Raw genomic sequence first — 26,520 nt, 5'->3', positions numbered from 1 at the left:
GTTAAAGGTTTAATGTGTTCCTAATTGATATGCTGAATGGCTAAAAAAAATAATTCATTAACAAGCTTAGCGCTTCAAAAGTTCAAAAAGAACTTTTGGGGCGTTTTTAGTTTGCTTATTATTATCTGTATAGGCTTACTGTCTATAGGAGCTTATATTGTGGCGCCAGATCATTCAGAGAATGCCAATCAGATGCACCTGTCTATTCATTCTAAAACTCCAGGATTTTCGGTAGATATGTTAACCATTCCTTCCGGGATAAATTCTAATCAGAACTGGTGGTCTAAACAGTTCTTTGGCGAACACAATACAAGTAGCGAAATTCCTATTTCATCTTATCGGGTAGAGCAAGATGTTTTGCATTATACGGCTTACGCTTCCGATGGCTTAGTGGGGGAGCAAAAAGAAATTGCCTTGTCGCGTTTTCCAAATTCAGATTATAAACCTTTTATAAACCATAGAACGTTTCGCTTCGGTACGGATAAGTATGGAAGGGATTATTTGAGCCGGATTTTAATCGGATCTCGAATTTCATTTTTTATTGGATTTGTGGCGGTCTTTATTTCGCTTTTTGTCGGACTTATTATGGGGAGTTTAGCAGGCTATTACGGAGGGAAGATTGATGCCCTAATTATGTGGATTATAAATATTACCTGGTCAATCCCTACCTTATTATTAGTTATCGCCATTACTTTGGCTTTAGGAAAAGGCTTTTGGCAGGTTTTTATTGCCGTAGGGTTAACCATGTGGGTAGAAGTGGCGAGAGTGGTGCGCGGACAAATGATCAGCGCCAAAGAAATGCAATATGTTACAGCAGCAAGAGCTTTAGGATATAATGATTACAGAATTATCACAAAACATATACTGCCTAATATTTTTGGACCTTTAATCGTCATTTCTGCCGCTAATTTTGCAGCAGCGATTTTAATAGAAAGCGGATTGAGTTTTTTGGGGATTGGCGCGCAACCGCCAATGGCCAGTTGGGGAGCTATGATAAAAGACCATTACAATTATATTATTTTAGGTAAACCGTATTTAGCCTTAATACCAGGATTTTGTATCATGCTGCTCGTTATGGCATTTATGTTAGTGGGTAATGCTTTACGAGATGCTTTGGATGTGAAGACCTAGAGATTTTATGTTTCTAATCGGTCTGCTTCTTCTGTTTCTAAGGCTGTTTTAAACGAAGATTCACCTGTTTATTATACCTTATTTTACGGCAATACTTTTAGTGATGCTAATAATCCTTATAGCAGCGATGTGGATGAGGACGTGTCAATTCACTTAGAGATTCTACCGATCAACGCTAATAGGGTTGTAATAAAAAAAGAGCTTCCTTGCAGGTTTAGAGGATTGCAATACTAGAGCGTCTTATTACAGCTTCCGCTGAGGAGTCTTTAATAAAGTATTACTTCGTGATAATCCTTTTTGTAAGTCAATGGTTTTAGGCAGCATTTAGGCGCCGCGAAGTTGTTCAATTTCATCGTTAGTAGCACTGATAAAATCTAAAACGTCATCCTTGCCAATACTCTTAGAAGAAGAGGTTACAAAATAAGGAGGGAGTTCTTCCCAGAATTTTAAAAGTTCTTGACAGTAGTCCTCTACATGGCGTTCTATAGCCTTAGGCTTTAATTTGTCTGCTTTAGTAAAAATTATACCAAACGGAATTTCACTTTCGCCTAAATATTGCATAAACTCTAAATCTATAGGTTGAGGTTTATGCCTAATATCTACTAAAACAAAAGCAGAAACGAGCTGCTGTCGTTGTTCAAAATAATTGGTAATAAAGCTTTGAAATTTTTTCTTTGAAGTTTTTGAAACTCGTGCATACCCATATCCTGGTAAATCTACTAAATACCACGTGTCATTAATAGCAAAATGATTAATCAGTTGCGTTTTTCCTGGTCGTCCTGAAGTTTTTGCTAGACTTTTGCGGTCGGTAAGCATGTTAATCAATGAAGATTTTCCCACATTACTTCGGCCTATAAAAGCATATTCGGGCATGTTGTTTTTAGGACATTTTGCCACTTCAGAATTACTAACTACAAATTCGGCTGATTTTATTTTCATCTTAAGTTCCTATAAAAGTAGGATCTGTTTTTAATTAAACGTTAAGGATCTTGCACCTTGTTTTAGAGAAGTAATCTCGTTTTTAGAATTGGGGTTGCTAAACACTTAAAAACCGCGTTTCTCTAGCCATTGTATTAAGATTTTATTGAATTCTTCTGGATGCTCCATCATGGCGGCATGCCCACATTTGTCAATCCAATATAATTCAGAATCCGGCAAAAGCTCATGAAATTCTTCCGCAACTTCAGGAGGCGTTACATTGTCGTTTTTCCCCCAAATGATACACACAGGTGTAGTCATGTTAGGTAAATCTTTAGCCATATTATGCCTTATGGCACTTTTGGCAATTGCTAAAGTCTTAATAAGTTTATTACGGTCGTTTACTGTTTCGTAAACTTCGTCTACAATTTCTTTAGTGGCTACTTCAGGGTCATAAAACACTTCTTGTGCTTTTTTCTTCATAACCTCGTAGTCACTTCTCTTGGTATAACCTCCGCCCATTGCACTTTCGTACAAGCCAGAGCTCCCCGTAATGATAAGGGCTTTAATTTTTGAAGGGTATAGTTTGGTATGGTACAGGCCAATGTGCCCGCCCAAAGAGTTGCCTAACAAAATAACCTCGTCTAAGCCTTTATATTCAATAAAGTCTTTGAGGTAATTTGCAAAGCTTTTTACGTTGGTTTTTAACAATGACATACTGTAAATAGGTAGTTCTGGGATGATAACCTTGTAACCCTTAGAACTAAAGTATTTGGTAACGCCATCAAAATTGCTAAGCCCACCCATCAAACCATGCAACACTATAATTGGTTTGCCTTCGCCTACTTCAATATATCTAAATTCCTTTTCTTTTTTTAAAAGGTGTGCCATGTGCAAATTCGTACTTATGTGTTAAAAACAAATATAACTAAATCCTTTAGAATATATATAATCTGTATAAAATATCAGTGTTTTTTTACTAAAGGCTAGTTTCTAATTCGGTGTTAATAATTCCCACTAAATTAATATCTGCTCGCAAGACGAATTTATTGACATTGAACGAATTTTAGACCCCTCAGTGGTAAAACTTATCAACAAATGTGGTAAGATGTGGTAAAAAGTGGTGTTTTTTTCAATATCTTTGAATTTGAATCGTTAAAGTAGTTAAGAATATCTTTTGAATTCATTTATAGGGACATACGAATGTAAAGCAGATGCCAAAGGAAGGTTGATGATACCCGCTGTACTTAAAAAGCAGCTTTCATCAGCGTTGCAAGATGGTTTTGTTTTAAAGCGCGCTGTTTTTCAGCCATGCTTAGAATTGTATCCGATGTCTGAATGGAATAAAATGATGGAGAAGCTGAATAAGCTAAACCGCTTTAAAAAAAAGAATAACGATTTTATCAGACGCTTTACGGCTGGAGTTAAAATGGTTGAGGTAGATAGCGCTGGTCGCTTGTTAATTCCGAAGGATCTTATTGGTTTTTCGGGCATTACAAAAGAAGTGGTTTTGGCATCTGCTGTAAATATTCTTGAGATTTGGGATAAAAATAAATACGAACAAGCTATTGATGACGCGGCTTCAGATTTTGCTGATTTGGCCGAGGAAGTCATGGGGCAAGATGAAGACGTCGATGGATTATCATAATGCAGTATTACTTAAGGAAACAGTAGATGGTTTAGCAATTAAACCAGATGGTGTTTATGTAGATGTCACTTTTGGAGGTGGAGGTCATAGTCGTGAAATCTTATCAAGATTAGGTCCTCAAGGGAAATTATACGCCTTCGATCAAGATAAAGATGCTTTAGAGAATGCTATCGATGATGAGCGGTTTGTGTTAATTAATGAAAATTTCAGATTCATTAAGCGCTTCTTAAGATTTTATGGTGTTAAAGAAGTGGATGGTGTCTTGGCTGATTTTGGCGTCTCTTCGCATCAGTTTGATGTGGCGGAGCGTGGATTTTCAACCCGTTTTGAAGCTGATTTAGACATGCGAATGAATCAAGACAGTAAATTGTCTGCTTATGAGGTTATTAATAATTATGACGAAGAGCAAATAAGAGCTGTTTTGTTTCAGTATGGCGAGTTAAGGCAGGCTCCGGCAATGGCAAGAGTTATTGTTGAAGCACGAAAGGAGGCTGAAATAAAAACAAGCGAACAGTTAAAGGCGGTGTTAAAGTCGTTTTTAAATCACCAAAAAGAGAATAAGGTCTTGGCGCAAATTTATCAGGCCATTCGTATTGAGGTGAATCAAGAAATTGAAGTTTTAAAAGCGTTATTGCTTCAAATGCCAGAAGTCTTAAAGACAGACGGGCGTTTAAGTTTTATCTCTTACCACTCTTTAGAAGATCGTTTGGTAAAGCGTTTTATAAGAAATGGTTTGTTTGAAGGCGAACCGGAGCGCGATGTGTTTGGTAATTTTGAAGTGCCCTTAAAAAAAGTGGGACGCTTAATTGTCCCGTCTAGAGAAGAAATAAAAGTGAATAATAGAGCAAGAAGTGCAAAGCTAAGGATTGCTAAAAAAATATGATGAAAGGCGTCTACGGCATATTAAAAGGGAAGTTTCTGGTCAGTGATGATTCGTTTAAAAATTGGCGTATCATCATTTTTATTTCCGTTTTAGCAATTATTATGATTGCAAGTTCGCATAGTGCGGATCAAAAAGTGTACGAGATTGCAAGGTTAACAAATGAAGTAAAAGAGTTGCGTTCTGCTTTTGTAGATAAACGAGGGAAGTTAATGCAGCTTAAAAAAGAGTCTTTTGTAGAGGCTGAAATGAAGAAAAAAGGAATTGGGATATCCTTAAATCCACCAACTAAAATTATAGTAAAATCACAACAAGAATAAACTTTGGCAATCACAGAAAAAAACATATTACACAGATTGTACTTCGTCACAGGCTGCATGTTTGTATTCGCCTTGGCTGTTGTGTTTAAATTGGTGAGCATACAGTTTATTCAGGGTGATGCGTATAGAGCACTAGCGGAAAAGCGAACCTTAGAAAATTTCGATATTCCTGCTAATCGTGGTAATGTGTATTCTGCAGATGGTAGTTTGTTGGCCACTTCAATTCCTAAATATGATATAAGAATTGATGCCGTCCAAGCTAAAGATGTGACCTTTGAAAAGTATATCGGTGCTTTGGCAGATTCGCTTCATGCTTATTATCAGAAAAAGCCGGTTTCCTATTATAAAAATATAATTCGAAAAGCTCGAAAAAATAAGAATCGGTATTTCTTATTGGCGCGGAATATTAGCTATTCAGACTATATCCGAATCCGTAATTTTCCTTTGCTAAACCTTGGGGCAATTAAAGGGGGATTAATTGTAGAGCAAACCACGCGACGTGAGCACCCTATGGGTGGAATAGCAGAGCGTACCATTGGGTATGAACGTCAAGATGAAAACGGAAATTATACAAGACCAGGAATTGATGGTGCTTTTGGAGTGAAATACCTTCAAGGTAAAAATGGGAAACGATTAAAGCAGAAAATTGGAAATGGGCAGTGGAAGCCTATTGCTGATTTCGATCAGGTAGAGCCTCAAGATGGTTATGATGTTTATACCACTATAGATGTTAATATTCAAGATATCGCCCATCATTCCTTGTTGAAACAGCTAGAGTATTATCAGGCAGATCACGGTTGTGTGGTTGTTATGGATGTGAAAACAGGAGAGATTAAAGCGATTTCTAATCTTGGAAGAAACAAAAAAGGAAATTATTACGAGCGCTTAAATTATGCGGTTGGAGAAAGTCATGAGCCGGGCTCAACATTTAAAGTCATGGCTATGATGGCGGCTTTGGAAGATCGGGTTATTGATACCGCTACAGTAGTAGATACTAAGAAAGGACGAAAAAGTTTTTACGGACGTGTAATTACCGATTCGGGTAGTGGTTATGGTAAAATCTCTGCAGCACGAGCTTTAGAGGTGTCTTCAAATATTGGGATGGCAACTATTATAGATGATCATTATGCGAAGCAACCCGAAAAGTTTTTAGATCGCTTAAGTTCTTGGCGACTCGATAAGACTTTGGGTGTGGCTATTATAGGAGAAGGAAAACCTGATATTCCAAAACCAGGAGCTTTTAACTGGAGTAGAAATGCTTTACCTTCTATGGCTTATGGTTATAACCTTAGAATGACGCCATTACAAACCTTGGCATTTTACAATGCTATTGCTAATGATGGGGAGTTAATAAAGCCTAGATTTTTAAAGGCGGTAAAATCTTTTGATAAGAATATTGAAGTTTTTGAAAAGGAAGTTTTAGTCGATAAAATATGTTCTGATAAAACCTTAGCGGAGGTGCAAGACATGTTAAAGAATGTTGTTATTAAGGGAACAGGAAAACGAATGTATTCTGAAACCTTTTCAATGGCAGGTAAGACCGGAACCGCCAGAACGGATTATGCAAATTATGAAGAATGGCGTAAAAACAGAAAGTACGTGTCGTCATTTGCAGGATATTTTCCGGCTGAGAATCCTAAGTACTCGTGTATCGTTGTGGTGCATCAACCAAGTACGAAAGTTGGATTTTATGGTGCGGATGTTTCCGGACCGGTATTTAAAAGAATTGCACAAAAGATTTATACGGATACGCCTATAGTGGATGAGGTGGAAACCTTAGATTTTAACGATCAGATAGTGAGTAAGGATTATGAGCGTTATTATGAAAATTCACGAAAATATAAACAATTAATGCCGAGTGTTGTTGGGATGCCGGCTATGGATGCTATTGCCTTGTTAGAAAATTTACATGTGGATGTAAAAGTGAAATTAACAGGGAGTGGTGTTATTAAAAAGCAGTCGGTCGTTAAGCACGAGGTATTACAAACCAATCAAACTATAGTATTAGAAGCATCATGACAGTTTTAAAAGACATATTGTATAAGGTTACAATCAATGCTGTGGTGGGGAGTACAGGTATTCCTGTGCATAAAATTGAGTTTGATTCACGACAGGTTGAAACTAACGATGTTTTTGTAGCAATCTCAGGAACGCTAACCGATGGACATCAGTATATTGATAAGGCGATTAAAAGTGGGGCGACAGCAATTGTTTGTGAAGCACTTCCGGAGACGCTTGAAAACGGAATTGCATATATAGAAGTTGGGAATTCGCATCAGGCTTTAGCTTATATGGCAGCCAATTTTTATGAGCATCCTTCAGAGAATCTAAAGTTAGTTGGAGTAACGGGAACCAATGGTAAAACGACCATTTCAAGTTTGTTATATCAACTTTTTAAGAAGGCTGGGTATAAAGTGGGGCTTTTGTCTACCGTGAAAATCATGGTCGATGATCAAGAGTTTAAAGCCACACATACCACACCAGATTCCTTGACTATTAATAAGTATTTAAGCTTAATGAATGATGCCGGAGTGGAATTTTGCTTTATGGAAGTGAGTTCTCATGGCATCCATCAAAAAAGAACAGAAGGTTTAAAGTTTGAAGGTGGCATATTTACAAACTTGTCACATGATCATTTAGATTATCACGATACTTTTGCGGAATATAGAGATGTTAAAAAAACCTTTTTCGATCAGTTGCCAAGTGAAGCTTTTGCGTTGACCAATAGCGATGATAAAAATGGTTTGGTGATGTTGCAAAATACCCAAGCTAAAAAATATACTTATGCCTTAAAAAATTATGCCGATTATAGAGCGCAGATTTTAGAAAATGAATTTGGAGGCTTGTTGCTAAAAGTTAATGATAGCGAGTTGTGGACGCGTCTTATTGGAAGTTTTAATGCTTATAATATTTTGGCGATTTATGGGACTGCAGAATTATTAGGCCTAGAGAAAGAAGAAATATTACGATTAATTAGTGAGCTCGAAAATGTTTCCGGACGTTTTCAATATTTTATTTCAGAAGGACGAATTACCGCTATAGTTGATTATGCGCATACGCCAGATGCTTTAAAAAATGTATTAGAAACCATCAATAATATCCGGACTAAGAATGAAACCCTTATTACGGTAGTCGGTTGTGGTGGTGATCGGGATAAAACCAAACGTCCTAAAATGGCCCATATCGCATCGGCTTTAAGTACGAAGGTAATTTTAACCAGTGATAATCCAAGAAGTGAGGTGCCTGAAACCATTATAGAAGACATGGAAAAAGGAGTACAAGCCCAAAATTTTAATAAAACATTAGCCATCACCGATAGGAAACAAGCTATAAAAACAGCGTGTCAGATGGCAGGTGAAAAGGATATTATTCTTATCGCAGGAAAAGGACATGAAACCTATCAAGAAATAAAAGGAGAGCGCTTTGATTTTGACGATTATAAAATCGTTCAAACGTATTTAAAACAATTAGAGAAATAAAAAACGAAAACAACCACTAAGAATGCTGTATTACTTATTTGAATATTTAGAGCAACAGTTTCAATTGCCAGGAGCGTCACTTTTTGGGTTTATAACCTTTAGAGCAGCGGTGGCTATGATTTTGTCGTTGTTGATTTCTACGATATACGGGAAGCGTATTATTGGCTTTTTACAAAGACAGCAGGTGGGAGAAACCATTCGTGATCTTGGTTTAGAAGGGCAGGTAGAAAAAGCAGGAACTCCAACAATGGGAGGGGTAATTATTATCCTTGCGACATTGATACCGGTGTTTTTGTTGGCTAAGCTCGAAAATATTTACATCATTCTGTTAATTGTAACCACCCTATGGATGGGAGCAATCGGTTTTCTTGATGATTATATTAAGAAGTTTAAAAATGATAAAGAAGGCTTAAAAGGAAAGTTTAAAGTTCTTGGTCAAGTGGGGCTAGGGATTATTGTTGGGGCCACTTTATTCTTTAATAATGATGTTACCATTAAAGAAAAACTGCCAATACAACAACAAAATGAGTTAAGAGCAGCCAATCCTGGGGTGCAAGGAGCTAAGTTGTTTAAGCCAGAAGAAAAGTCAACCAAGACTACGATTCCGTTTTTAAAGGATAATGAATTTGACTATTCAGATTTAATTACATGGATTAGTCCAAGCTTAGAGAAGTACGCATGGGTGGTTTTTATTTTGGTTAGTATTTTTATTATTACAGCGGTGTCTAACGGTGCTAATCTTACAGATGGTATTGATGGACTCGCCGCCGGAACCTCCGCAATAATTGTACTTACCTTAGGGATTTTTGCTTGGGTGTCTAGTAATATTGTGTTTTCAGATTACCTCGATATAATGTACATCCCAAGAGCGGAAGAAATTACCATTTACATCGCGGCCTTTGTAGGGGCGTTAATTGGTTTTCTATGGTACAATACCTATCCGGCTCAAGTGTTTATGGGAGATACAGGAAGTTTAACTATCGGTGGAATTATAGCTGTTATCGCTATTGCCATCCGTAAAGAGTGGTTAATCCCTGTGTTGTGCGGAATTTTCTTAGCCGAGAATTTATCGGTGGTATTGCAAGTGAGTTACTTTAAATACACACGAAAGAAATATGGTGAAGGCCGACGTATTTTTAAAATGTCGCCATTGCACCACCATTATCAAAAATCGGGTTATCATGAAAGTAAGATTGTAACACGGTTTTGGATTGTAGGTATTTTGCTTGCAATTATAACCATGGTAACCTTGAAAATTAGATAATGAAAAGGCTCGTCATTCTTGGTGGAGGTGAAAGTGGTGTAGGAACAGCGCTTTTAGGAAAAACGAAGGGATACCGTGTTTTTGTTTCCGATAAAGGAGAGATTAAAAAAAAATATAAAGACGTTCTTTTAAATAATGAGATTGAGTTTGAAGACGAACAGCATACAGAATCAAAAATTCTAAATGCAGACCTCGTTATGAAGAGTCCTGGGATTCCAGAACGTGTGGCTTTGGTAAAACAAATTCGCGCTGCAAGAATACAAGTGGTTTCTGAAATTGAATTCGCTTCAATGTTTACAACAGCTACTTTGGTGGCCATAACAGGAAGTAACGGCAAGACCACCACAGCAAGTCTTACGCATCATATTCTAAAACAAGAATTAGATATAGGCTTAGCGGGGAATATTGGCGATAGTTTTGCGAAGCAAGTTCTTGAAGAAGATCATGACAACTACGTTTTAGAAGTGAGTAGTTTTCAGTTAGATGATATAAAAAGTTTTAAACCAAAGATTGCGGTTTTAACCAATATATCTCCCGATCATTTAGATCGCTACGATTATAAATTTGAAAATTATATCGCTTCAAAATTTAGAGTAGTAGAAAATCAAACTGAAGACGATTACTTTATTTATGATGCCGATGATGAGGTCATCGCGGAGTATTTAAAAGCGCATCAAATTCAATCTAAAAAATTACCCTTTTCCTTAACAAGAGTGATGGAGCAGGGGGCGTATTTACGCCAAAACGAGATAATAATAACAATAGATAATAACCAAATCATTATGCCAGCAAATAATTTAGCATTAGAAGGGAAACACAACGTGAAGAATGCGATGGCAGCTTCTACTGTTGCGCATTTACTGAAGATAAGAAAACAGACCATCCGTGATAGTCTGGAGAACTTTCAAGGGGTAGAGCACCGTTTAGAGAGTGTCTTAAAAATTAATAAAGTTCAGTATATAAACGATTCTAAAGCCACTAATGTTAATGCCACTTATTTTGCATTAGAAAGCATGGCTGCACCAACGGTTTGGATTGTTGGAGGTGTAGATAAAGGGAATGAGTATAGAGAGTTGTTTCCGTTTATTAACGAAAAAGTAAAAGCGATTATCTGTCTTGGTGCGGATAATGCCAAGTTGGTTAAGACCTTTAGTAATATGGTAGATCAGGTTGTTGAAACCCAATCCATGACGGAAGCCGTTAAGTTAGCTTATAAATTGGCAAGCGCAGGAGATAATGTGTTATTGTCACCAGCTTGCGCAAGTTTCGATTTGTTTGAGAGCTATGAAGACCGTGGACGTCAGTTTAAAAAAGCAGTAAGAAATTTATAAATCATTGGTTGAATACCGAACGATAAGTATACCTTAAAAAAAAATATAGAATAACCTGCAGTTGCAGGACAGATTAAAAGAGCATGCAAAACCTATTTAAACAAATAAAAGGAGATCGCGCCATTTGGGCTATAGTCACATTGTTGGCTATATTCTCGTTTTTGCCTGTTTATAGTGCGGCAAGTAATTTGGCCTACCATGGCGGGAACTCTAGTACGTTTTCGTTTTTTATAAAACACTTTATGCACTTGTTTTTAGGCTTTGTTATTATGTTTGGTGTGCACAAAGTACCTTATAAATATTTTAGAGGATTATCTATTATTATGGTGCCTATTGTGTTTGTGCTTTTATTGGTAACCATGTTGCAAGGCACTACAATAGAAGGTGCTAATGCCAGTCGGTGGATACAAATCCCTATTGTAGGTATGTCTTTTCAGACTTCTACTTTAGCAGCCGTAGTTTTAATGGTGTATGTAGCGCGTTACCTGTCTAAAATAAAGGATAAAGAGATTCAGTTTAAAGAAACTATTTTGCCGCTTTGGGCTCCGGTTTTTTTAATCTTAATGTTAATCCTTCCGGCGAACTTCTCTACCACAGCAATTGTATTTACGATGATTATGATGCTGTCGTTTATAGGGGGGTATCCTATTAAGTATTTATCTTTAATGGTGCTGAGTGGTCTTGTGGCCTTAACCATATTTATTTTAGTGGCTAAAGCATTTCCAGGCGCCATGCCTAACCGTGTGGATACTTGGATTAGTCGTGTGGAAAATTTTTCAAATGGAGAGGATACCGAAGCGGATTACCAAATAGAGAAAGCCAAAATTGCTATTGCTACAGGGATTACACCTTTAGGACCGGGGAAAAGTATTCAGAAGAACTTCTTACCACAGTCGTCTTCAGATTTTATTTTTGCCATTATTATTGAAGAGTACGGCTTATATGGTGGTGTTTTTCTTTTGGTCTTATACATGTGGTTGTTATTTAGAATTATTGTGGTAAGCCATAAATCGGATACCATCTTCGGAAAATTATTGGTCTTGGCTGTAGGATTGCCTATCGTATTTCAAGCCTTATTAAATATGGGCGTTGCGGTAGAGTTGTTTCCAGTAACAGGTCAGACTTTACCCTTAATTAGTAGTGGTGGAACATCTATTTGGATGACCTGTTTATCCATCGGAATTATACTAAGTGTTAGCGCTAAGCGCGAAGTGCTAAAAGAAAGAGAACAAGAACAGGAAATAGCAGACGATAATCCGCTATCTATTTTAAGCGAAACGATTTAAAAAATAAGTAGAGATTGAAGCAAACTAAAACATACAAATTTATCCTCTCAGGAGGAGGTACAGGAGGGCATATTTATCCTGCAGTGGCTATTGCAGATGAATTAAAGTTGCGTTACCCTGATGCCGAATTCCTTTTTGTTGGGGCTTCAGATCGTATGGAAATGGATAAGGTGCCTCAAGCAGGATATAAAATTGAAGGCTTGTGGATTTCCGGAATTCAACGAAAGTTAACCCTGAAGAATTTAGCTTTTCCGTTTAAATTGATGAGCAGCTTATGGCGATCTCGTAAAATTATAAAAAGCTTTAAGCCCGATGCTGTTGTGGGCACCGGTGGTTTTGCTAGCGGACCTTTGTTGCAAGTGGCAACCTCTAAAGGGATCCCAAGTTTAATTCAAGAACAAAATTCGTTCCCAGGCATCACTAATAAGTTGTTGTCTAAAAAAGTGAATACCATCTGTGTTGCTTATGATGGTTTAGAGCGCTTTTTTCCAAAAGCGAAAATTAAGCTTACAGGAAATCCTATTCGTAAGGATTTGTTGCAAGTAAAGGATAAACGTGCTGAAGGTCAAACGGCTTTCAAACTCAATAAAGAGCAACAAACGTTATTGGTGCTCGGAGGAAGTTTAGGGGCAAGACGAATTAATCAGCTTATAGAAGCGAATATTGATTTTTTTGAAGCTCAAAACATCCAAGTGATCTGGCAATGTGGTAAATTATACTATGAGCAGTATAAAAAATACGATACGAATAAAACAATTCAAGTGCATGCCTTTCTAAATCAAATGGATTTGGCTTATGCCGCTTCAGATATTATAATCTCAAGAGCAGGGGCTATTTCGGTTTCAGAATTGTGTATTGTAGGGAAACCGGTGATTTTTATTCCGTCGCCTAATGTTGCGGAAGACCATCAAACTAAAAATGCCAAATCTATTGCAGATAAAGAGGCGGCTATATTAATACGAGAAAAAGATTTAGAAGCTGATTTTCAGAAGAAATTTTCAGCACTAATCACAGATAAAACTAAAAGAGAAGAATTAAGTAAAAATATTGAAGCTTTAGCCTTGGTCAACGCCACACGAGATATCGTTGATGAGGTTGAAAAAATGTTGCATAAATAATGAATTTCGAAAGTATAAATAGCGTCTATTTTATTGGCATCGGTGGCATCGGTATGAGCGCCATTGCACGCTATTTTGTGGCCCATGGTAAGCATGTTGGCGGTTACGATAAAACCCCAACAGAGATTACCCGTGCGCTTCAAGATTTAGGAGCTGTGATTCATTTTAACGATGATGTTTCAGAAATTGAAACCTCATTTTTAGAAGCTGAATCAACTTTAGTAGTGTATACACCGGCAATTCCTAAAGGTCATTCGGAATTAGAATATTTTAAAGCCAACAATTTCAACATTCTTAAGCGCTCTGCTATTTTAGGTGCCATTACAAAACAAACCTTTTGTTTGGCTGTAGCTGGTACGCATGGTAAAACCACTACGACGAGTATTTTAGGGCATCTCTTAAACGTTTGTGATAGTCCTGTAACGGCTTTTCTAGGCGGTATAAGTGAAAATTACGACTCTAACTTAATCTTGAATGGTACTGAAGTTACCGTCGTTGAGGCTGATGAATTTGATCGTTCCTTTTTAGCCTTATCGCCAAACTTGGCTAGCATTACGTCTATGGATGCCGATCATTTGGATATCTATGGAAGTGCGGAAGCTTTGGTTGAAAGTTTTAAGGCGTTTTCAGAATGTCTTAAGCCGGGCGGAAAATTGTTTGTAAAACAAGGTTTACCATTAGACGGTATTACCTATGGGGTAGAAGAAGAAGCGGATTACAGCGCGCAAAATGTTAGGATAGAAAATGGAAGTTACGTCTTCGATATTAAGACGCCTAAAGGTATAGAACACGATTTTAGGTTTTATTTACCGGGACGTCATAATTTATCTAATGCGCTTATCGCTATTGCGATGGCTGCTGAATATGGATGTGGTTATGACGACTTAAAAAAAGGTTTAGCGTCTTATAAAGGTGTGAAGCGTCGCTTTACCTATCAAATAAAGACAGAGGATTTTGTGTTTATTGACGATTACGCTCATCACCCTGAAGAAATTAAAGCTGTGCATCAGGCGGTAAGAGAAATGTATCCTGATAAAAAGGTATTAGCGATTTTTCAACCGCATTTATTCAGTAGAACTAAAGATTTTGCCGATGCGTTTGCAGAAAGCCTTTCTAAGTTTGATGAACTGTTACTTTTAGACATCTATCCGGCAAGAGAATTGCCTATAGAAGGGGTGACCTCGCAGTGGCTTTTAGATAAGATAGAAAACCCGCGTAAAGCTTTAGTGGAAAAGGCAGCGCTTATTAAAGAAATTGAGAAATCTAAGGCCCAAGTGGTGTTAACTATTGGTGCTGGAGATATAGGACAAGAAGTGAAACGTATAAAAGAAGCCTTTGATGTCAAAAATTAATTTTAATTACATAAAAGTCATTGGGTTACTTGTATTGGTAAGCTTTTTATTCGCTTTTTCTAACCAAAGAAACAAGGTGCGTAAAGTTGGGGATCCAAAAATCACATTTTTGGGAGCTAACAGGATGTTTATCACCGAAGTAAATGTTAGTAAATTGTTAATACTTAATGAAGAACCGGTTGCAGAGCTGCCTAAAGAAGTTATAGATTTGAATGCCTTAGAGACTGCCCTAAATTCTAATCCAATGATAAAGCAGGCCGAAGTGTTTATGTCAGTAAACGGCGGGCTTACAGCGGAAGTAGAACAAAAAAAACCAATAGCAAGAGTTCATACAAATGCCTCATATTATATTGATGATGAAGGTGGCTTTATGCCTTTGTCTGTTAACTATGCAGCAAGAGTTCCACTTGTTACCGGAAATATTAAGAAAAATAAGCTTGAAACTGTCTATCAATTTGCGAAATTTGCAGACGAAGATGATTTCTTAAAAAAACATGTTATTGAAATCCATCAAAATGAGGATGACACTATCGATTTTAAAATTCGGAAAAGTAATTTTAAAGTTCATTTAGGAACTTTAAAAAATCTCGAGAAAAAGATTAACAATTTTAAAGCGTTTTATCAGAAGGCGTTTAAAGACCAAATTTTAGACCACTATGATGTCGTGAATTTAAAATTTGATAAACAAGTTATTTGCACCAAAAAGTAAGCTATGGACAAACATAATATTTCAGTAGGTTTAGATATAGGAACCACAAAAATTGTGGCCATGATTGGTCGCAAAAACGAGTACGATAAAGTTGAGATTCTAGGTTTAGGTAGGGCTAAAAGTATGGGTGTGCATCGTGGTGTTGTTAATAACATCACCCAAACCATTCAGTCTATACAGCAAGCTGTACAAGAAGCAGAAGCAGCAGCCTCTGAAAAAATTGAAGATGTTACTGTGGGCATTGCTGGTCAGCATATCCGTAGTTTGCAACACAGTGATTATATTACCAGACCGAATTCTGATGTGGTTATTGATGAAGAGGATATAGATCGTTTAATTAATCAAGTGCATAAATTGGTAATGCTTCCTGGAGAAGAAATTATTCATGTTTTGCCACAAGAGTATAAAATTGATGGTCAGGCTGAAATTACAGAACCTATCGGGATGTATGGCGGTCGTTTAGAAGCGAATTTTCATGTGGTTGTAGGGCAAGTCTCTTCTATAAGAAACGTAGGCCGTTGCATAAAAAGTGCAGGCTTAAATTTAGAGGGCATCACACTAGAACCTTTAGCATCTGCTAATGCAGTGTTAAGTCGTGAAGAAAAGGAAGCTGGAGTAGCTTTAATTGATATCGGAGGTGGAACGACTGATTTGGCCGTTTTTAAAGACGGGATCATTCGTCATACAGCAGTGATTCCATTTGGTGGAAATGTCATTACTGAAGATATCAAAGAAGGTTGTTCTATTATAGAAAAGCAAGCAGAACTTTTAAAAGTGAAGTTTGGATCTGCATGGCCAGGAGAAAATAAGGATAACGAAATTGTTTCCATTCCAGGGTTAAGAGGACGTGAGCCAAAAGAAATAACATTAAAAAACTTGTCTAAAATTATTCATGCCAGAGTGGTGGAGATTATAGAACAGGTGTATGTAGAAATAAAAAATTACGGTCACGAAGAGCAGAAGAAAAAACTGATTGGAGGGATTGTCTTAACCGGTGGTGGAGCACAACTAAAGCATTTAAAGCAATTAGTAGAATACATCACAGGGATGGATACGCGTATCGGTTATCCTAATGAGCATTTAGCTGGTGGTAGTGATGAAGATATTGCGAGTCCGTTATTTGCAACCGCTGTAGGTTTAGTTATGGATGGTTTAAAACGTCAAGAGCGTAAAAAAGCCGAAGCTATTGAAGAAGAGGTTGTGGTAGAAGAAGAAGTTGTGGCAGAGCCAGAACTTGTAGAACCGATGCCAGAAGAAGAAGTTGAAGTCGAGCCCGTAAAAGAACGCCGTTCATTTTTAGATAAATTAACGGAACGCGTTAAAGATTTTTTAGATAAAACAGAGTAGTACAATAGGGTAATTCTAAATTGCCTTAAGAGAGATAAGAGAAGAGTAGGGCAGTTTAAAAATTGCCCAATTGAAAAAGAATAGAATAAATAGTAAACCCATAATAATTATGAGTAACAGCAACGAATTTGGAAATATTTCATTTGATTTGCCAAAACACCAATCAAATGTCATAAAGGTCATAGGTGTCGGAGGAGGTGGTAGCAACGCTATCAACCACATGTTTCAACAAGGGATCAAAGGGGTAGATTTTGTAATCTGTAATACAGATTCTCAAGCTCTACAGAATAGTGGTGTTCCTAATAAAATACAACTTGGCGTTAATTTAACGGAAGGATTAGGCGCTGGTGCCAATCCTGAAGTTGGAGAACAAGCCGCTGTTGAAAGTTCAGAGGACATTCGTAGAATGTTAGATACCAACACTAAAATGATATTTATTACTGCCGGAATGGGTGGTGGTACAGGTACGGGTGCAGCTCCTGTTATTGCTAAGATGTCTAAGGAATTAGATATTCTTACGGTTGGGATTGTCACCATGCCTTTTCAGTTTGAAGGTAAAATGCGTAATGAACAAGCGCAACGTGGTATTGAAAAATTACGTCAACATGTAGACTCTTTAGTCGTTATTAACAATAATAAACTTCGTGAAGTTTATGGAAATCTCGGTTTTAAAGCTGGGTTCTCTAAAGCCGATGAAGTTTTAGCAACCGCATCTCGTGGTATTGCTGAAGTTATTACGCATCACTATTTACAAAATATTGATTTACGTGATGCTAAAACGGTATTGAGTAATAGTGGTACTGCCATTATGGGGTCGGCAACGGCATCAGGGCAAACGCGAGCACAAGAAGCGATTATGAATGCTTTAGATTCGCCATTACTTAACGATAATAAAATTACAGGAGCTAAAAACGTATTGTTGCTGATCGTTTCTGGTTCTCAGGAAATTACTATTGATGAAATAGGTGAGATTAATGATCATATTCAAAATGAAGCCGGACATGGTGCAGATATCATTATGGGTGTTGGTGAAGATGAAGAATTACAAGAATCGATCTCTGTAACCATCATTGCTACGGGTTTTAATATAGATCAACAGAACGAAATCTCTAATACAGAAACTAAAAAAGTGATACACGCTTTAGAGGAAACTCAAGAGCCAGGAATTAGCACGCAAGAAAAAACGCCTGCTATCATCACTCCAGATATCGTATTAGAGGAAAAGAAAGAGGCGCCTGTTGTTCGTCATACGTTACTAGATGAAGAAAATCTAGAAGAGCCTTCAAATGAAACTGAGGATAAAACAGGTCATGAAGCTGATCTTATTAAGACCACAGATTTCTTAAAAAGCATGAATATTGTCTATGAAGAAGTCTTAGACTCTAAACCAGAACCACAAACTCCGGTTGAGCCAGAAGAATTTATCATTACACCAGTAGAGCATAAAACAAAGCCTGTAGAGTCTGAGCCAGAAGAGCAGATTACCCTAACTTTTGATTTGCCCCTGTCTAATTCAACACCAAAACCTGTTGAAGACCAGCAGCCACCAAAGAAAGAGAATAAAACCTTCTTTAGTTTAGATGAAGAGGTAAATGATATAGACGTTAATGAGCCTGTAGAAATTAGATCTACAGCCAAAGTTAATGAGCAAGGTGAAAAGCGCTACACCTTAAATGATTTTGATACGGTGCAGTCTCCAGTTAACACTAAGACAGAGAAAAAGGAGGTCAAGGAAGAGATTACTTTTGAAAAGAAAACGATTGCCGCTCCAGAGCCTAATACAGCGCCTGAAGAGGAGATTGACCCAATGAACAGTCCTATTTCGGATTTGTTAATTTCTAGAGCCGATGAACGTAGAAGAAAAATGAAAGATTTCAACTATAAGTTCAACAACGCTAAGATCAATGAAATTGAAAAGGTACCGGCTTACAAACGTCAAGGAGTGAATTTAGAAGATGCACAGCATTCTTCTGAAAATACGAGCTCTAGAATGTCTGTCGGAACTGATGACAATGACGATATTCAATTAAGAAGTAATAATTCTTTTCTACATGATAATGTAGACTAATCTCGACATTATTCAAAGTTATTAACAGCCTATAAAAAAGCCTCAAAAAAATATATTTTTAGAGGCTTTTTTTTATTAGAAATAGCCATTTATTAAAGGCCAACTGTAGTCACAAAAACGAAAGTTTTAGTATCTTTGCGCTTCTTAATAAAAGAACAACACTATGAGTTTACAAGTTGATGTAATGACTGCTATGAAAGCAGCGATGAAAGAAAAGGATCAAACAGCTTTAGCTGCATTAAGAGCTGTAAAGTCAGAAATATTACTTGCACAAACCGCTACAGGTTCTAAAGAAGAGATCTCTGAGGAAGAAGAGATTAAAATTTTATCTAAAATGGTAAAGCAACGTAAAGATAGCGCTGCTATATTTTTAGAGCAAGATCGTAAAGATTTAGCAGAACCAGAATTGGCACAGGCCGAAGTAATTGCAAAGTTTTTACCAAAGCAATTAACCGAGGAAGAAATTACTGTGGTGGTTATGAAGACTATTGCGTCTACAGGTGCTGAGGGTATGAAAGATATGGGAAAAGTAATGGGAATGGTAAGTAAAGAATTGGCTGGTAAAGCCGATGGAAAAACCATTTCGAATATTGTAAAGGCAAAATTGTCTTAAATAAATTAGTTCCTGTTTTAAATAGGAATTAGGGCTGCGTAGTTCAACTGGATAGAATATCAGATTTCGGCTCTGAGGGTTGGGGGTTCGAATCCCTTCGCGGTCACGAATAAATAGTTTCATAAGAAAAAACGCCAAGCTTGCTTGAGCGTTTTTTTGTTGAAACTATTTTCAAAACGGAGCGGATAGGGATGCATCGCAATCCCTTCGCTTCGTTTTGGTTAGATTATTGCCAAGCTTGCTTGAGCGTTTTTTTGTTGCAACTATTTTCAAAGCGGAGGGAATAGGGATGCATCGCAATCCCTTCGCTTCGTTTTGGTTAGATTATGTTCAAGCTTACCAGAAACTATTTTAATTCAACTTCAAGGATAGAAGCGCTTCCACTTTTTGTAGCTTCATTAGATATAAATAAGCGTCCTTCAGGACTAAAAGTAATACCCTCAGGTTGTCCAAACTTACGTTTATCCAAGGGATGTAAGTGCAGTAATTTTCCTTCCGAATTCAAAATTAAAAGCTTCGGATCTTTTCCTTCTAAGACATAAATCTCTTTGGTTATAGGATGGATGGCAATATCAGAAGGATTGAAGGTCTTGTGGATTTTTTTATGCTTATAAGGTTTAAATATAGCCGCATTTAAATCAATTTTAATCGTTGGGAGACTGTCCATAACTAAGGTCTGCAATGGAATCTGATAAATTGATTTTTCGTTGTTGTTGTAAAGTCCTTCATCCTTTGGCGCTATTAATAAGCGATCGTTATCCTTATCATAGGTTAAACTTTCAATATTATGATCTCCAGAGAAGAGCGTTTTGTATTTTGTAACGTGGAGGCTATCACTTCTAAAATCTTCCACGCCGTATATAGTGCCATCGCTTCGCATCACATAGGCATCCTTGTTGTTAATTGCTAAGCCTTCATAATCTCCTGAAGTACCAAATTTAATGGTAGAAACCATGTCTTTCTTAGCAACATCATAAATATAAATAAAGCCATCTTCATCTTGTATACAAGCAAATACATTTTCACTTAACCAAGTAAAGCCACTGATCTCATTTAAAATTTCAGGTAAAAAATGCGTGCTTTTAATGTTATATATTTTGGAATATCGGGCATCAAGCTTATCACTCTTCTTAACTAGAGAATCGGTTACCGGTTTTTGCAAGGCCAATAATATGATGCCAAAAAGGGTTGTAACGATAAGTGGGATATGCGATTTATTTATGTTCATAAAACGTGATTCATTCAAAAGTGCTCTACTTCCTACTAATTAATTTTAAAGGTCTGCAAGCCGCTAGTACTTACAGCATAGACAACAACAAGATAAGGGTCTTAAAATAAATGGCTTAATGCATTTAAAAAAGGATTAACTCTATCCCTAAAATTTCAATCGAATTAAGGTCTATTCCATAGCTACGCTCGTCCATTCAAAAAAACTAAATGTTGCCGTATTTAGTATGGCCATATACGCTTTTAATATAAATTTAACGTCGTAGAGGCTATGGCGACTGTTATAAACTTAATAAAGTTGAAATACGTACGGTAATTAATTAACAGCAATTTATCAAATAATTCAAAAATATGCTTTTCCTTTGTAGCTGCATTTAAAATACAACATGTTAAAAACGTTTATCATATGGATTTGTGTTCTGCTTGGTACCCTTGCCAATGCACACCAATTTCCCAGTGACCATAATGATGTTTTTAAACAAAGTTTAAGTTCACAGTCTGAAGATGAAATCTCTCAGGTTTCTATTGTTCCAAACGCATTTTTCGATGCGCCTACATCAGACTATAGAGTCTTAAACCTTTTAAGTGAAGAACCTGGTCCGCCTAATAAAAAGCTAGTTAAGATCTATGGTGTTAGCCATCGTAGTCTGCAAGTTTTTAAAGTGCAGTTTGCACAATACCTTAAATCGGGTTGGCACGGTTTTAAAATTCTACGCGTAAAAAAAACACTATATCCTTTTCATACCTTTTGGTAAGTATTGGTCTGTCTATAGTTAAACTAGACACTTCTTATCGAGGTTTTACACCTCCTACATGCTAATACATACAACTTAAAAATTACCCTTTTAAAATTCAAAAATTATGGGATCAGGATTATTTATAATCGATGCAATAGTTATTGCTATCATCATTTTACCGTTTGTACTTTTCATATACGGTAGTAATAAAAAACAACGCCAATTAAAAAAAGCTTTAAAAGCCGAGGCGACAAAACAGAATTGTACCTTAACACGTATCGATGCACAAAGCAACTTTGCGATTGGTTTAGATACTAAAACAAACATATTATTCTTTCACAAAACGATTAATGGTGTGGTACAATCACAATCTGTAGACTTAAATACCATTGAAGTTTGCGACGTTAATAAAGCCACAAGACGTGTTAAAGATGGGGCCAAAACGAACGAGGTTATAGACAAGGTATTACTTACCTTTTCTCCAAGTGCTGGTCAACCAAGAATAGATTTAGAGTTCTTTAATAGCCTTACGGAAACAGGCCTAAGCGGAGAGCTAGATATGGCTAGAAAATGGCAAGCTGATGTTACAAGAGTTCTAGAAACTATTTTACTAAGTCGTACGGAACATTATAAGGAGGCTTTGAACTTGTCTTAAATACCATTTGTTCTAAAAACCCGTTAACGGAGAATATTTTAAGAGAAGAGGCTAAGATTAATTAGAGTCATCTCATGCACAAGAAAAAGATGAAAGGCAACTTTCATCTTTTTTTCATTTATAGCATGGTGGTTTTATTTCTCTAATGTTTAAGCGTCTTGCGGTTCTAAGGTATATTTAGACGCTAATCTTAGCATTTTCTCACTTAAACCGTATAACCAATAGAGTTGTTCCCACACCAAATGCGCTTCCCTATGGATGTGTTGGTTATTAGAGGCCATGATACTATTATAGGTCAGTTGATCTGCAGAAAAATCTAATGGCGCACTCTTAAAGTTAGACTTGGAGCTTGTAGAATTAAAGGTTTCAAAATCAATTTGTTTTAAGTGCTCATAAGCCTTATCAATATGACTTAAAATTTGTTCGGAAATTGCTATAAACTGATCTGAAGCAGCCGTTGTGTTATGATGTTGTATAAAGGTATTGATAGACGATAGTGAGGATAAAAAACTATGATTCATAACCACGAGCTCATAAATCTCGTCGATATGCGTTTGTTTCGATTGTGGCTCTTGTGCCATCCGTTGAAAGGCTGAACTCAGATTAGACATCTGTACAAAAGCGTCTTTTCGGTTCACCTTTAAACTGGTGGGTACAGTTCCTTTATTGATATAAAAAGTACTTATGGATTTAAAGAATGCGCTATTGGCTTTAATGGCTTCGGTAATAGGCGTACCAATTTCCATAAAGGACCAAGCTGGCCATAACCAGCGCATCGTTATAAAAGATATTGCAGCCCCAATTACGGTATCGATAACTCTAAATTGAATAACCTGAATAACATCGGGTTGTAAGATGGCGTAAATAAAAATAACACTTAGCGTTATAAAAGTTGCTGAGGCTTTATAATTTTTCTGAACCATAGAAAAGGCGATCACCAATGCGATGATGGCCAGGCTACCAAAGAGGTAAGGGTCTTTGATTAAAAAAACAAGAACACTTGCTATGGCGGCGCCAATCAGGGTTCCAATAATACGGTCTTTAGAACGTGTTTTAGTAAGACCATAGCTAGGACGCATAATGACAATAATGGTTAAGATAATCCAATACGGATTAGGGAAATCGAACATTAAACCGATGCCGTAACCCACCATAACCGCGACGGCCAAGCGTAAGGAATGCTTAAAAATTGTAGATTTAAAGCTGAGGTTTCTAAGAATAATCCGAGGATCATAATCTTGAGACACAATAAACCGATTCATCTTTTCTTTACTTAAGGCGTCTTTAGAGGTTAACTCCGGATTGCCCAATAGCCATTTTATCTTCTTGATTTTTTCAATTTGCTTCAACTGGTAATCTAATAGGTTTTGAAGCATGAGATAACGTTCATAATCCTTTTGATTTGGTTCACTTTTGAATTTTAATATATCTTGTTCAAGCGTTTTAAAACGTTCATTTAAAATGCTATTTGAAGGAAATTTTTGCGCTCTGTAATTTTTAGCAATGACGCCTAATTGCTGTGATAATTCTAAAATTAAATGTTGAAAGTCGGCCTTAAGTTCCGGATGTGTTTCAAAAAGGGCATCCATTTTTTCATAATTTACCGGATTGGCTATAGCCGTTTCTAAGATTTCTACCAATTGAATAAAAACCAGTAGACGTTTATTGTTGTAGTTTGATTTTCCTGAATTTTTCCGCGATAAGATGAGTATTTCACGTAAGGTGCCATGGTGTTCTATGAGTTCACTCTGTATGTTAATCAGTTGCTTTTGTAACGCCACACGGTTGGGCTGTGTTCCAATGAGTTGACGTCTGGTGTCTAGAAAATCGGCCGTGAGTAAAAAGGTTTTACTCAAAATTTCTTCGGTCTGCGCTTTAGGATTGAGGTAGTAGGATAAAGTAGATAAGGTGAGATACCATAAGCCGCCACACCCGACAAACAATGCAAATTGATAAACCTCTAAACCTTTTGAGATATTAGCAAAACTTAAGATTAAGGCCAAGAGTCCAGAGAAACTTATTAAGGAGGCTCTAAAACCATAGATAGAAATAAAGGCAATACAAAAGGTAAGTAGTCCTAAAATAGGAAAAAGCAAATAGTTGGTCATGTTAAGGTAACCGCCAATAAAACTAATGATTACCACAAGTCCTGAAGAGGCCAAGATGCCGATTTGCTTATGTTTTAAACTTCCACTAACATCACTCGGAGAACACCAAATGGCGCCGAGGCAGAGTGAAAGTCCAATTTCAAACTGGTTAAGAGCAATACCTAAAATTATAGGCGTACTCATGGCTATGCCTACTAATAGAGCTTTAGAAAAATTGGTGCTTTTAAAGAAGTCTAATAATTCTTTAAATTGAGTTTTGATGCGCGTTAAAATGATTTCAAGAGTTTAATCATGAATGAATGGATTTCGTTGCAAGCTAAATTGCAGTTGTAATAAAGATAATAGAATAAACCAACTTTAGAAGTATTAATGCGTTTTCATCTTTCAAAATCTCATCGTTTTTTAGACCTAGACATAAAAAAATGCTTTCATTTCTGAAAGCATTATTCTAATCTATCCGGTATTTTATTTCATAATACGTGTGAGGTGGAAGAATTTTTTATATTCTTCAGGAATGGTGTCAATATTTAATAAACAACCTTCCTCTATATTAGGATAAATTTCAGCATAAGTTTTAACATCGTAAAGTCCTACACGCTTACTAATATGTTCACGCTGTAATTCCTTTGGGCTTGTAAGTCCGGCCGCAGCAACCAACTCTAAGAAACTATGAATTGTAGCCTCATGGTAACGTTTTGCACGTGGTGCTTTATCTTCAACCACTAAACCTTTTACAAGAGAAGGATTTTGAGTGGCCACCCCAACAGGACACGTGTTAGTGTTGCATTGTAAGGCTTGTATACAACCAATAGAAAGCATCATCGCTCTTGCACTATTACAACCGTCAGCTCCCAAAGCTAAGGCTCTCGCCATATGGAAACCAGTAATTATTTTTCCGGCCACAATAACTTTAATATCGTTTCTAAGGCCAAAGCCAACCAAGGTATCGTGAACAAAAATAAGTCCTTCTCTTAATGGCATTCCCATAGAGTTTGAGAATTCTACAGGAGCGGCTCCTGTTCCTCCTTCACCACCATCAACGGTAATAAAATCAGGACGAATCCCTGTAAAGATCATGGCTTCACAAAAATCCATAAATTCTTGCTTTCTCCCTAAACAGAGTTTAAATCCAACCGGTTTACCGTCAGAAAGGCTTCTCAGTTTTTTTATGAAATGCATAAATTGTATAGGGTCTGAGAATGCAGAGTGTGAAGGTGGAGAGTGTACCGCAATACCCGGTTTTACGTGTCTTATTTTTGCAATTTCTTCGGTGTTTTTAGAGGCAGGTAAAATTCCTCCATGTCCAGGTTTCGCCCCTTGAGAAAGTTTAATCTCTATCATTTTTACTTGAGGACGCAAAGCATTTTCTCTAAAGGTAACTTCGTTAAACGTCCCATCATCATGTCGGCAGCCAAAGTAACCCGTACCAATTTGCCATATTAAATCGCCACCATGTTCTAAGTGGTAATCACTGATTGCCCCTTCACCAGTATTATGAGCAAAATTTCCCATTTTAGCGCCTTTGTTTAAGGCCAGGACGGCATTGTTACTTAACGAACCAAAACTCATGGCAGAGATATTTAATAAACTCGACGAGTAAGGTTGTTTACAATCTTTTCCTCCAATAATTAAACGTGGAAATTCCCCAATATCTTTAGGATTGGTTTTAGCATACATTGAGTGTTCTAACCATTCGTAACCCGAGTGGTAAATATCCATTTGCGTTCCAAAAGGTTCCGTGTCATTTTCGCCTTTAGCTCTTCGGTATATTAAGGATCTTAAAATTCTATTTAAAGGACGCCCTTCCGTATCCGTTTCTACAAAATACTGCATAATCTCCGGTCGGATAGATTCTAAGATATATCTAAAACGTCCTAATAGAGGGAAGTTTCGTCGTATGGTATGGGATTTTTGAAAAATATCAAAGATTCCCATTATAATTAAAGGCGCTACCACCAAAAATGCCCATAGTATTGGAGGCCAAAATTGGGCTATAATTACTAAAGATAACGTCGTTACAATTGAAATTAAAATAAAATACTCGCGAACTTTCATAAGTCTAATTTTAAGAATGCGCGAAGATAAGATTACCCTTTCAATAAATGAATTAAAGTGACCTAGTTTGTGATGAATTTTATTATATTTTTTCCATCTATTGCTTTTCAGAGGAGTAGTACTTTCTCGGATTTCTCTTGAAGGAATTTTATTTCAATTAGGTTAAATTGACATAGTCGTATTTAAAGCTTTGCTGAAGGTATAAGCAATAGATCCTTTTGAGATGAGAATGAGTGTGTCCATGCAAAAAGAGGCTTATAAAGACGAAGTTTTT

The 26,520-nt window shown here is 36.8% G+C and carries 22 protein-coding genes and 1 tRNA gene; 18 read left to right on the top strand and 5 right to left on the bottom strand.

Going from position 1 to position 26,520, the window contains the following annotated elements; translation table 11 throughout:
- Positions 1-36: 36 nt before the first annotated feature.
- A complete protein-coding gene (locus tag DFQ08_RS14210; RefSeq protein ID WP_114310703.1) occupies positions 37-1,131 on the top strand; it encodes an ABC transporter permease in 1,095 nt (364 codons plus the stop codon).
- 324 nt (positions 1,132-1,455) lie between these two features.
- Here DFQ08_RS14210 and yihA read toward each other — a convergent pair whose 3' ends face one another.
- Positions 1,456-2,070: a ribosome biogenesis GTP-binding protein YihA/YsxC gene (gene yihA / locus DFQ08_RS14205; RefSeq protein WP_114310702.1), complete on the bottom strand. Its 615-nt coding sequence runs from the start codon at positions 2,068-2,070 to the stop codon at positions 1,456-1,458.
- A 105-nt stretch (positions 2,071-2,175) separates the two neighbouring features.
- Entirely contained in the window at positions 2,176-2,940 is a 765-nt protein-coding gene (locus tag DFQ08_RS14200) for an alpha/beta fold hydrolase (RefSeq protein ID WP_114310701.1), read from the bottom strand.
- A 286-nt stretch (positions 2,941-3,226) separates the two neighbouring features.
- On the opposite strand from DFQ08_RS14200, the gene mraZ reads away from it, so the two are divergent.
- The 15 genes from mraZ to DFQ08_RS14125 all read left to right on the top strand — a co-directional run bounded on the left by mraZ (position 3,227) and on the right by DFQ08_RS14125 (position 19,570).
- Complete coding sequence (gene mraZ, locus DFQ08_RS14195; protein WP_114310700.1) at positions 3,227-3,697, top strand: division/cell wall cluster transcriptional repressor MraZ; 471 nt, start codon at positions 3,227-3,229, stop codon at positions 3,695-3,697.
- Positions 3,684-4,580, top strand: a complete 897-nt coding sequence (gene rsmH, locus DFQ08_RS14190; protein WP_114310699.1) for a 16S rRNA (cytosine(1402)-N(4))-methyltransferase RsmH — start codon at positions 3,684-3,686, stop codon at positions 4,578-4,580. The genes mraZ and rsmH overlap by 14 nt, the downstream gene beginning before the upstream one ends.
- On the top strand, positions 4,577-4,897 hold the full coding sequence (locus DFQ08_RS14185; RefSeq protein ID WP_114310698.1) for an FtsL-like putative cell division protein: 321 nt from the start codon (positions 4,577-4,579) through the stop codon (positions 4,895-4,897). The genes rsmH and DFQ08_RS14185 overlap by 4 nt, the downstream gene beginning before the upstream one ends.
- 57 nt (positions 4,898-4,954) lie before the next feature.
- Positions 4,955-6,916 (top strand): penicillin-binding protein, encoded by a 1,962-nt coding sequence (locus tag DFQ08_RS14180; RefSeq protein ID WP_114310697.1) that lies wholly within the window; start codon positions 4,955-4,957, stop codon positions 6,914-6,916.
- Positions 6,913-8,376, top strand: a complete 1,464-nt coding sequence (locus DFQ08_RS14175) for a UDP-N-acetylmuramoyl-L-alanyl-D-glutamate--2,6-diaminopimelate ligase (RefSeq protein WP_114310696.1) — start codon at positions 6,913-6,915, stop codon at positions 8,374-8,376. The genes DFQ08_RS14180 and DFQ08_RS14175 overlap by 4 nt, the downstream gene beginning before the upstream one ends.
- A 22-nt stretch (positions 8,377-8,398) precedes the next feature.
- Complete coding sequence (gene mraY / locus DFQ08_RS14170; RefSeq protein ID WP_114310695.1) at positions 8,399-9,640, top strand: phospho-N-acetylmuramoyl-pentapeptide-transferase; 1,242 nt, start codon at positions 8,399-8,401, stop codon at positions 9,638-9,640.
- Complete coding sequence (gene murD / locus DFQ08_RS14165; protein ID WP_114310694.1) at positions 9,640-10,971, top strand: UDP-N-acetylmuramoyl-L-alanine--D-glutamate ligase; 1,332 nt, start codon at positions 9,640-9,642, stop codon at positions 10,969-10,971. The genes mraY and murD overlap by 1 nt, the downstream gene beginning before the upstream one ends.
- A gap of 83 nt (positions 10,972-11,054) precedes the next feature.
- Positions 11,055-12,257, top strand: a complete 1,203-nt coding sequence (locus DFQ08_RS14160) for an FtsW/RodA/SpoVE family cell cycle protein (protein WP_114310693.1) — start codon at positions 11,055-11,057, stop codon at positions 12,255-12,257.
- 14 nt (positions 12,258-12,271) lie between these two features.
- A complete protein-coding gene (gene murG / locus DFQ08_RS14155; protein ID WP_114310692.1) occupies positions 12,272-13,375 on the top strand; it encodes an undecaprenyldiphospho-muramoylpentapeptide beta-N-acetylglucosaminyltransferase in 1,104 nt (367 codons plus the stop codon).
- Entirely contained in the window at positions 13,375-14,727 is a 1,353-nt protein-coding gene (gene murC / locus DFQ08_RS14150) for a UDP-N-acetylmuramate--L-alanine ligase (protein WP_114310691.1), read from the top strand. Before murG ends, murC begins: the two co-directional genes overlap by 1 nt.
- Positions 14,714-15,436 (top strand): cell division protein FtsQ/DivIB, encoded by a 723-nt coding sequence (locus DFQ08_RS14145; protein ID WP_114310690.1) that lies wholly within the window; start codon positions 14,714-14,716, stop codon positions 15,434-15,436. The genes murC and DFQ08_RS14145 overlap by 14 nt, the downstream gene beginning before the upstream one ends.
- A gap of 3 nt (positions 15,437-15,439) precedes the next feature.
- The gene (gene ftsA / locus DFQ08_RS14140; RefSeq protein WP_114310689.1) at positions 15,440-16,783 is read left to right on the top strand and encodes a cell division protein FtsA; all 1,344 of its coding nucleotides are present in this window, start codon (positions 15,440-15,442) and stop codon (positions 16,781-16,783) included.
- Positions 16,784-16,892: 109 nt separating this feature from the next.
- Entirely contained in the window at positions 16,893-18,851 is a 1,959-nt protein-coding gene (gene ftsZ, locus DFQ08_RS14135; RefSeq protein ID WP_114310688.1) for a cell division protein FtsZ, read from the top strand.
- 163 nt (positions 18,852-19,014) lie between these two features.
- Positions 19,015-19,464 (top strand): GatB/YqeY domain-containing protein, encoded by a 450-nt coding sequence (locus DFQ08_RS14130; RefSeq protein ID WP_114310687.1) that lies wholly within the window; start codon positions 19,015-19,017, stop codon positions 19,462-19,464.
- 32 nt (positions 19,465-19,496) lie between these two features.
- Positions 19,497-19,570 (top strand) — tRNA-Arg (locus tag DFQ08_RS14125).
- A gap of 240 nt (positions 19,571-19,810) precedes the next feature.
- On the opposite strand, the gene DFQ08_RS14120 is transcribed toward DFQ08_RS14125, so the two are convergent.
- Positions 19,811-20,692 (bottom strand): SdiA-regulated domain-containing protein, encoded by an 882-nt coding sequence (locus DFQ08_RS14120; protein ID WP_114310686.1) that lies wholly within the window; start codon positions 20,690-20,692, stop codon positions 19,811-19,813.
- 385 nt (positions 20,693-21,077) lie between these two features.
- On the opposite strand from DFQ08_RS14120, the gene DFQ08_RS14115 reads away from it, so the two are divergent.
- On the top strand, positions 21,078-21,446 hold the full coding sequence (locus DFQ08_RS14115; protein WP_114310685.1) for a hypothetical protein: 369 nt from the start codon (positions 21,078-21,080) through the stop codon (positions 21,444-21,446).
- 106 nt (positions 21,447-21,552) lie between these two features.
- The gene (locus tag DFQ08_RS14110) at positions 21,553-22,083 is read left to right on the top strand and encodes a hypothetical protein (RefSeq protein ID WP_114310684.1); all 531 of its coding nucleotides are present in this window, start codon (positions 21,553-21,555) and stop codon (positions 22,081-22,083) included.
- 149 nt (positions 22,084-22,232) lie between these two features.
- On the opposite strand, the gene DFQ08_RS14105 is transcribed toward DFQ08_RS14110, so the two are convergent.
- Positions 22,233-24,374, bottom strand: coding sequence for an FUSC family protein (locus tag DFQ08_RS14105; protein WP_114310683.1), 2,142 nt, complete (start codon positions 24,372-24,374; stop codon positions 22,233-22,235).
- Between the two features lie 282 nt (positions 24,375-24,656).
- Positions 24,657-26,246 (bottom strand): FMN-binding glutamate synthase family protein, encoded by a 1,590-nt coding sequence (locus DFQ08_RS14100; RefSeq protein WP_114310682.1) that lies wholly within the window; start codon positions 26,244-26,246, stop codon positions 24,657-24,659.
- Positions 26,247-26,520: the final 274 nt, after the last annotated feature.

Source organism: Winogradskyella arenosi (assembly GCF_003337305.1).
Lineage (GTDB): Bacteria > Bacteroidota > Bacteroidia > Flavobacteriales > Flavobacteriaceae > Winogradskyella > Winogradskyella arenosi.
The sequence above is the reverse complement of the archived record's forward strand: the minus strand, read 5'-3'. Positions and strand labels throughout refer to the sequence as shown.

What these genes read in the sequence shown, in the direction of transcription:
- DFQ08_RS14115 (WP_114310685.1), top strand. Translation starts at nt 21,078, where the DNA reads ATGTTAAAAACGTTTATCATATGGATTTGTGTTCTGCTTGGTACCCTT.
- DFQ08_RS14110 (WP_114310684.1), top strand. Translation starts at nt 21,553, where the DNA reads ATGGGATCAGGATTATTTATAATCGATGCAATAGTTATTGCTATCATC.
- DFQ08_RS14130 (WP_114310687.1), top strand. Translation starts at nt 19,015, where the DNA reads ATGAGTTTACAAGTTGATGTAATGACTGCTATGAAAGCAGCGATGAAA.
- ftsZ (WP_114310688.1), top strand. Translation starts at nt 16,893, where the DNA reads ATGAGTAACAGCAACGAATTTGGAAATATTTCATTTGATTTGCCAAAA.
- DFQ08_RS14210 (WP_114310703.1), top strand. Translation starts at nt 37, where the DNA reads ATGGCTAAAAAAAATAATTCATTAACAAGCTTAGCGCTTCAAAAGTTC.
- DFQ08_RS14175 (WP_114310696.1), top strand. Translation starts at nt 6,913, where the DNA reads ATGACAGTTTTAAAAGACATATTGTATAAGGTTACAATCAATGCTGTG.
- DFQ08_RS14105 (WP_114310683.1), bottom strand. Translation starts at nt 24,374, where the DNA reads ATGAGTACGCCTATAATTTTAGGTATTGCTCTTAACCAGTTTGAAATT.
- rsmH (WP_114310699.1), top strand. Translation starts at nt 3,684, where the DNA reads ATGGATTATCATAATGCAGTATTACTTAAGGAAACAGTAGATGGTTTA.
- DFQ08_RS14160 (WP_114310693.1), top strand. Translation starts at nt 11,055, where the DNA reads ATGCAAAACCTATTTAAACAAATAAAAGGAGATCGCGCCATTTGGGCT.
- ftsA (WP_114310689.1), top strand. Translation starts at nt 15,440, where the DNA reads ATGGACAAACATAATATTTCAGTAGGTTTAGATATAGGAACCACAAAA.
- DFQ08_RS14100 (WP_114310682.1), bottom strand. Translation starts at nt 26,246, where the DNA reads ATGAAAGTTCGCGAGTATTTTATTTTAATTTCAATTGTAACGACGTTA.
- yihA (WP_114310702.1), bottom strand. Translation starts at nt 2,070, where the DNA reads ATGAAAATAAAATCAGCCGAATTTGTAGTTAGTAATTCTGAAGTGGCA.
- DFQ08_RS14145 (WP_114310690.1), top strand. Translation starts at nt 14,714, where the DNA reads ATGTCAAAAATTAATTTTAATTACATAAAAGTCATTGGGTTACTTGTA.
- DFQ08_RS14180 (WP_114310697.1), top strand. Translation starts at nt 4,955, where the DNA reads ATGTTTGTATTCGCCTTGGCTGTTGTGTTTAAATTGGTGAGCATACAG.
- murD (WP_114310694.1), top strand. Translation starts at nt 9,640, where the DNA reads ATGAAAAGGCTCGTCATTCTTGGTGGAGGTGAAAGTGGTGTAGGAACA.
- murC (WP_114310691.1), top strand. Translation starts at nt 13,375, where the DNA reads ATGAATTTCGAAAGTATAAATAGCGTCTATTTTATTGGCATCGGTGGC.
- DFQ08_RS14185 (WP_114310698.1), top strand. Translation starts at nt 4,577, where the DNA reads ATGATGAAAGGCGTCTACGGCATATTAAAAGGGAAGTTTCTGGTCAGT.
- DFQ08_RS14200 (WP_114310701.1), bottom strand. Translation starts at nt 2,940, where the DNA reads ATGGCACACCTTTTAAAAAAAGAAAAGGAATTTAGATATATTGAAGTA.
- DFQ08_RS14120 (WP_114310686.1), bottom strand. Translation starts at nt 20,692, where the DNA reads ATGAACATAAATAAATCGCATATCCCACTTATCGTTACAACCCTTTTT.
- mraY (WP_114310695.1), top strand. Translation starts at nt 8,399, where the DNA reads ATGCTGTATTACTTATTTGAATATTTAGAGCAACAGTTTCAATTGCCA.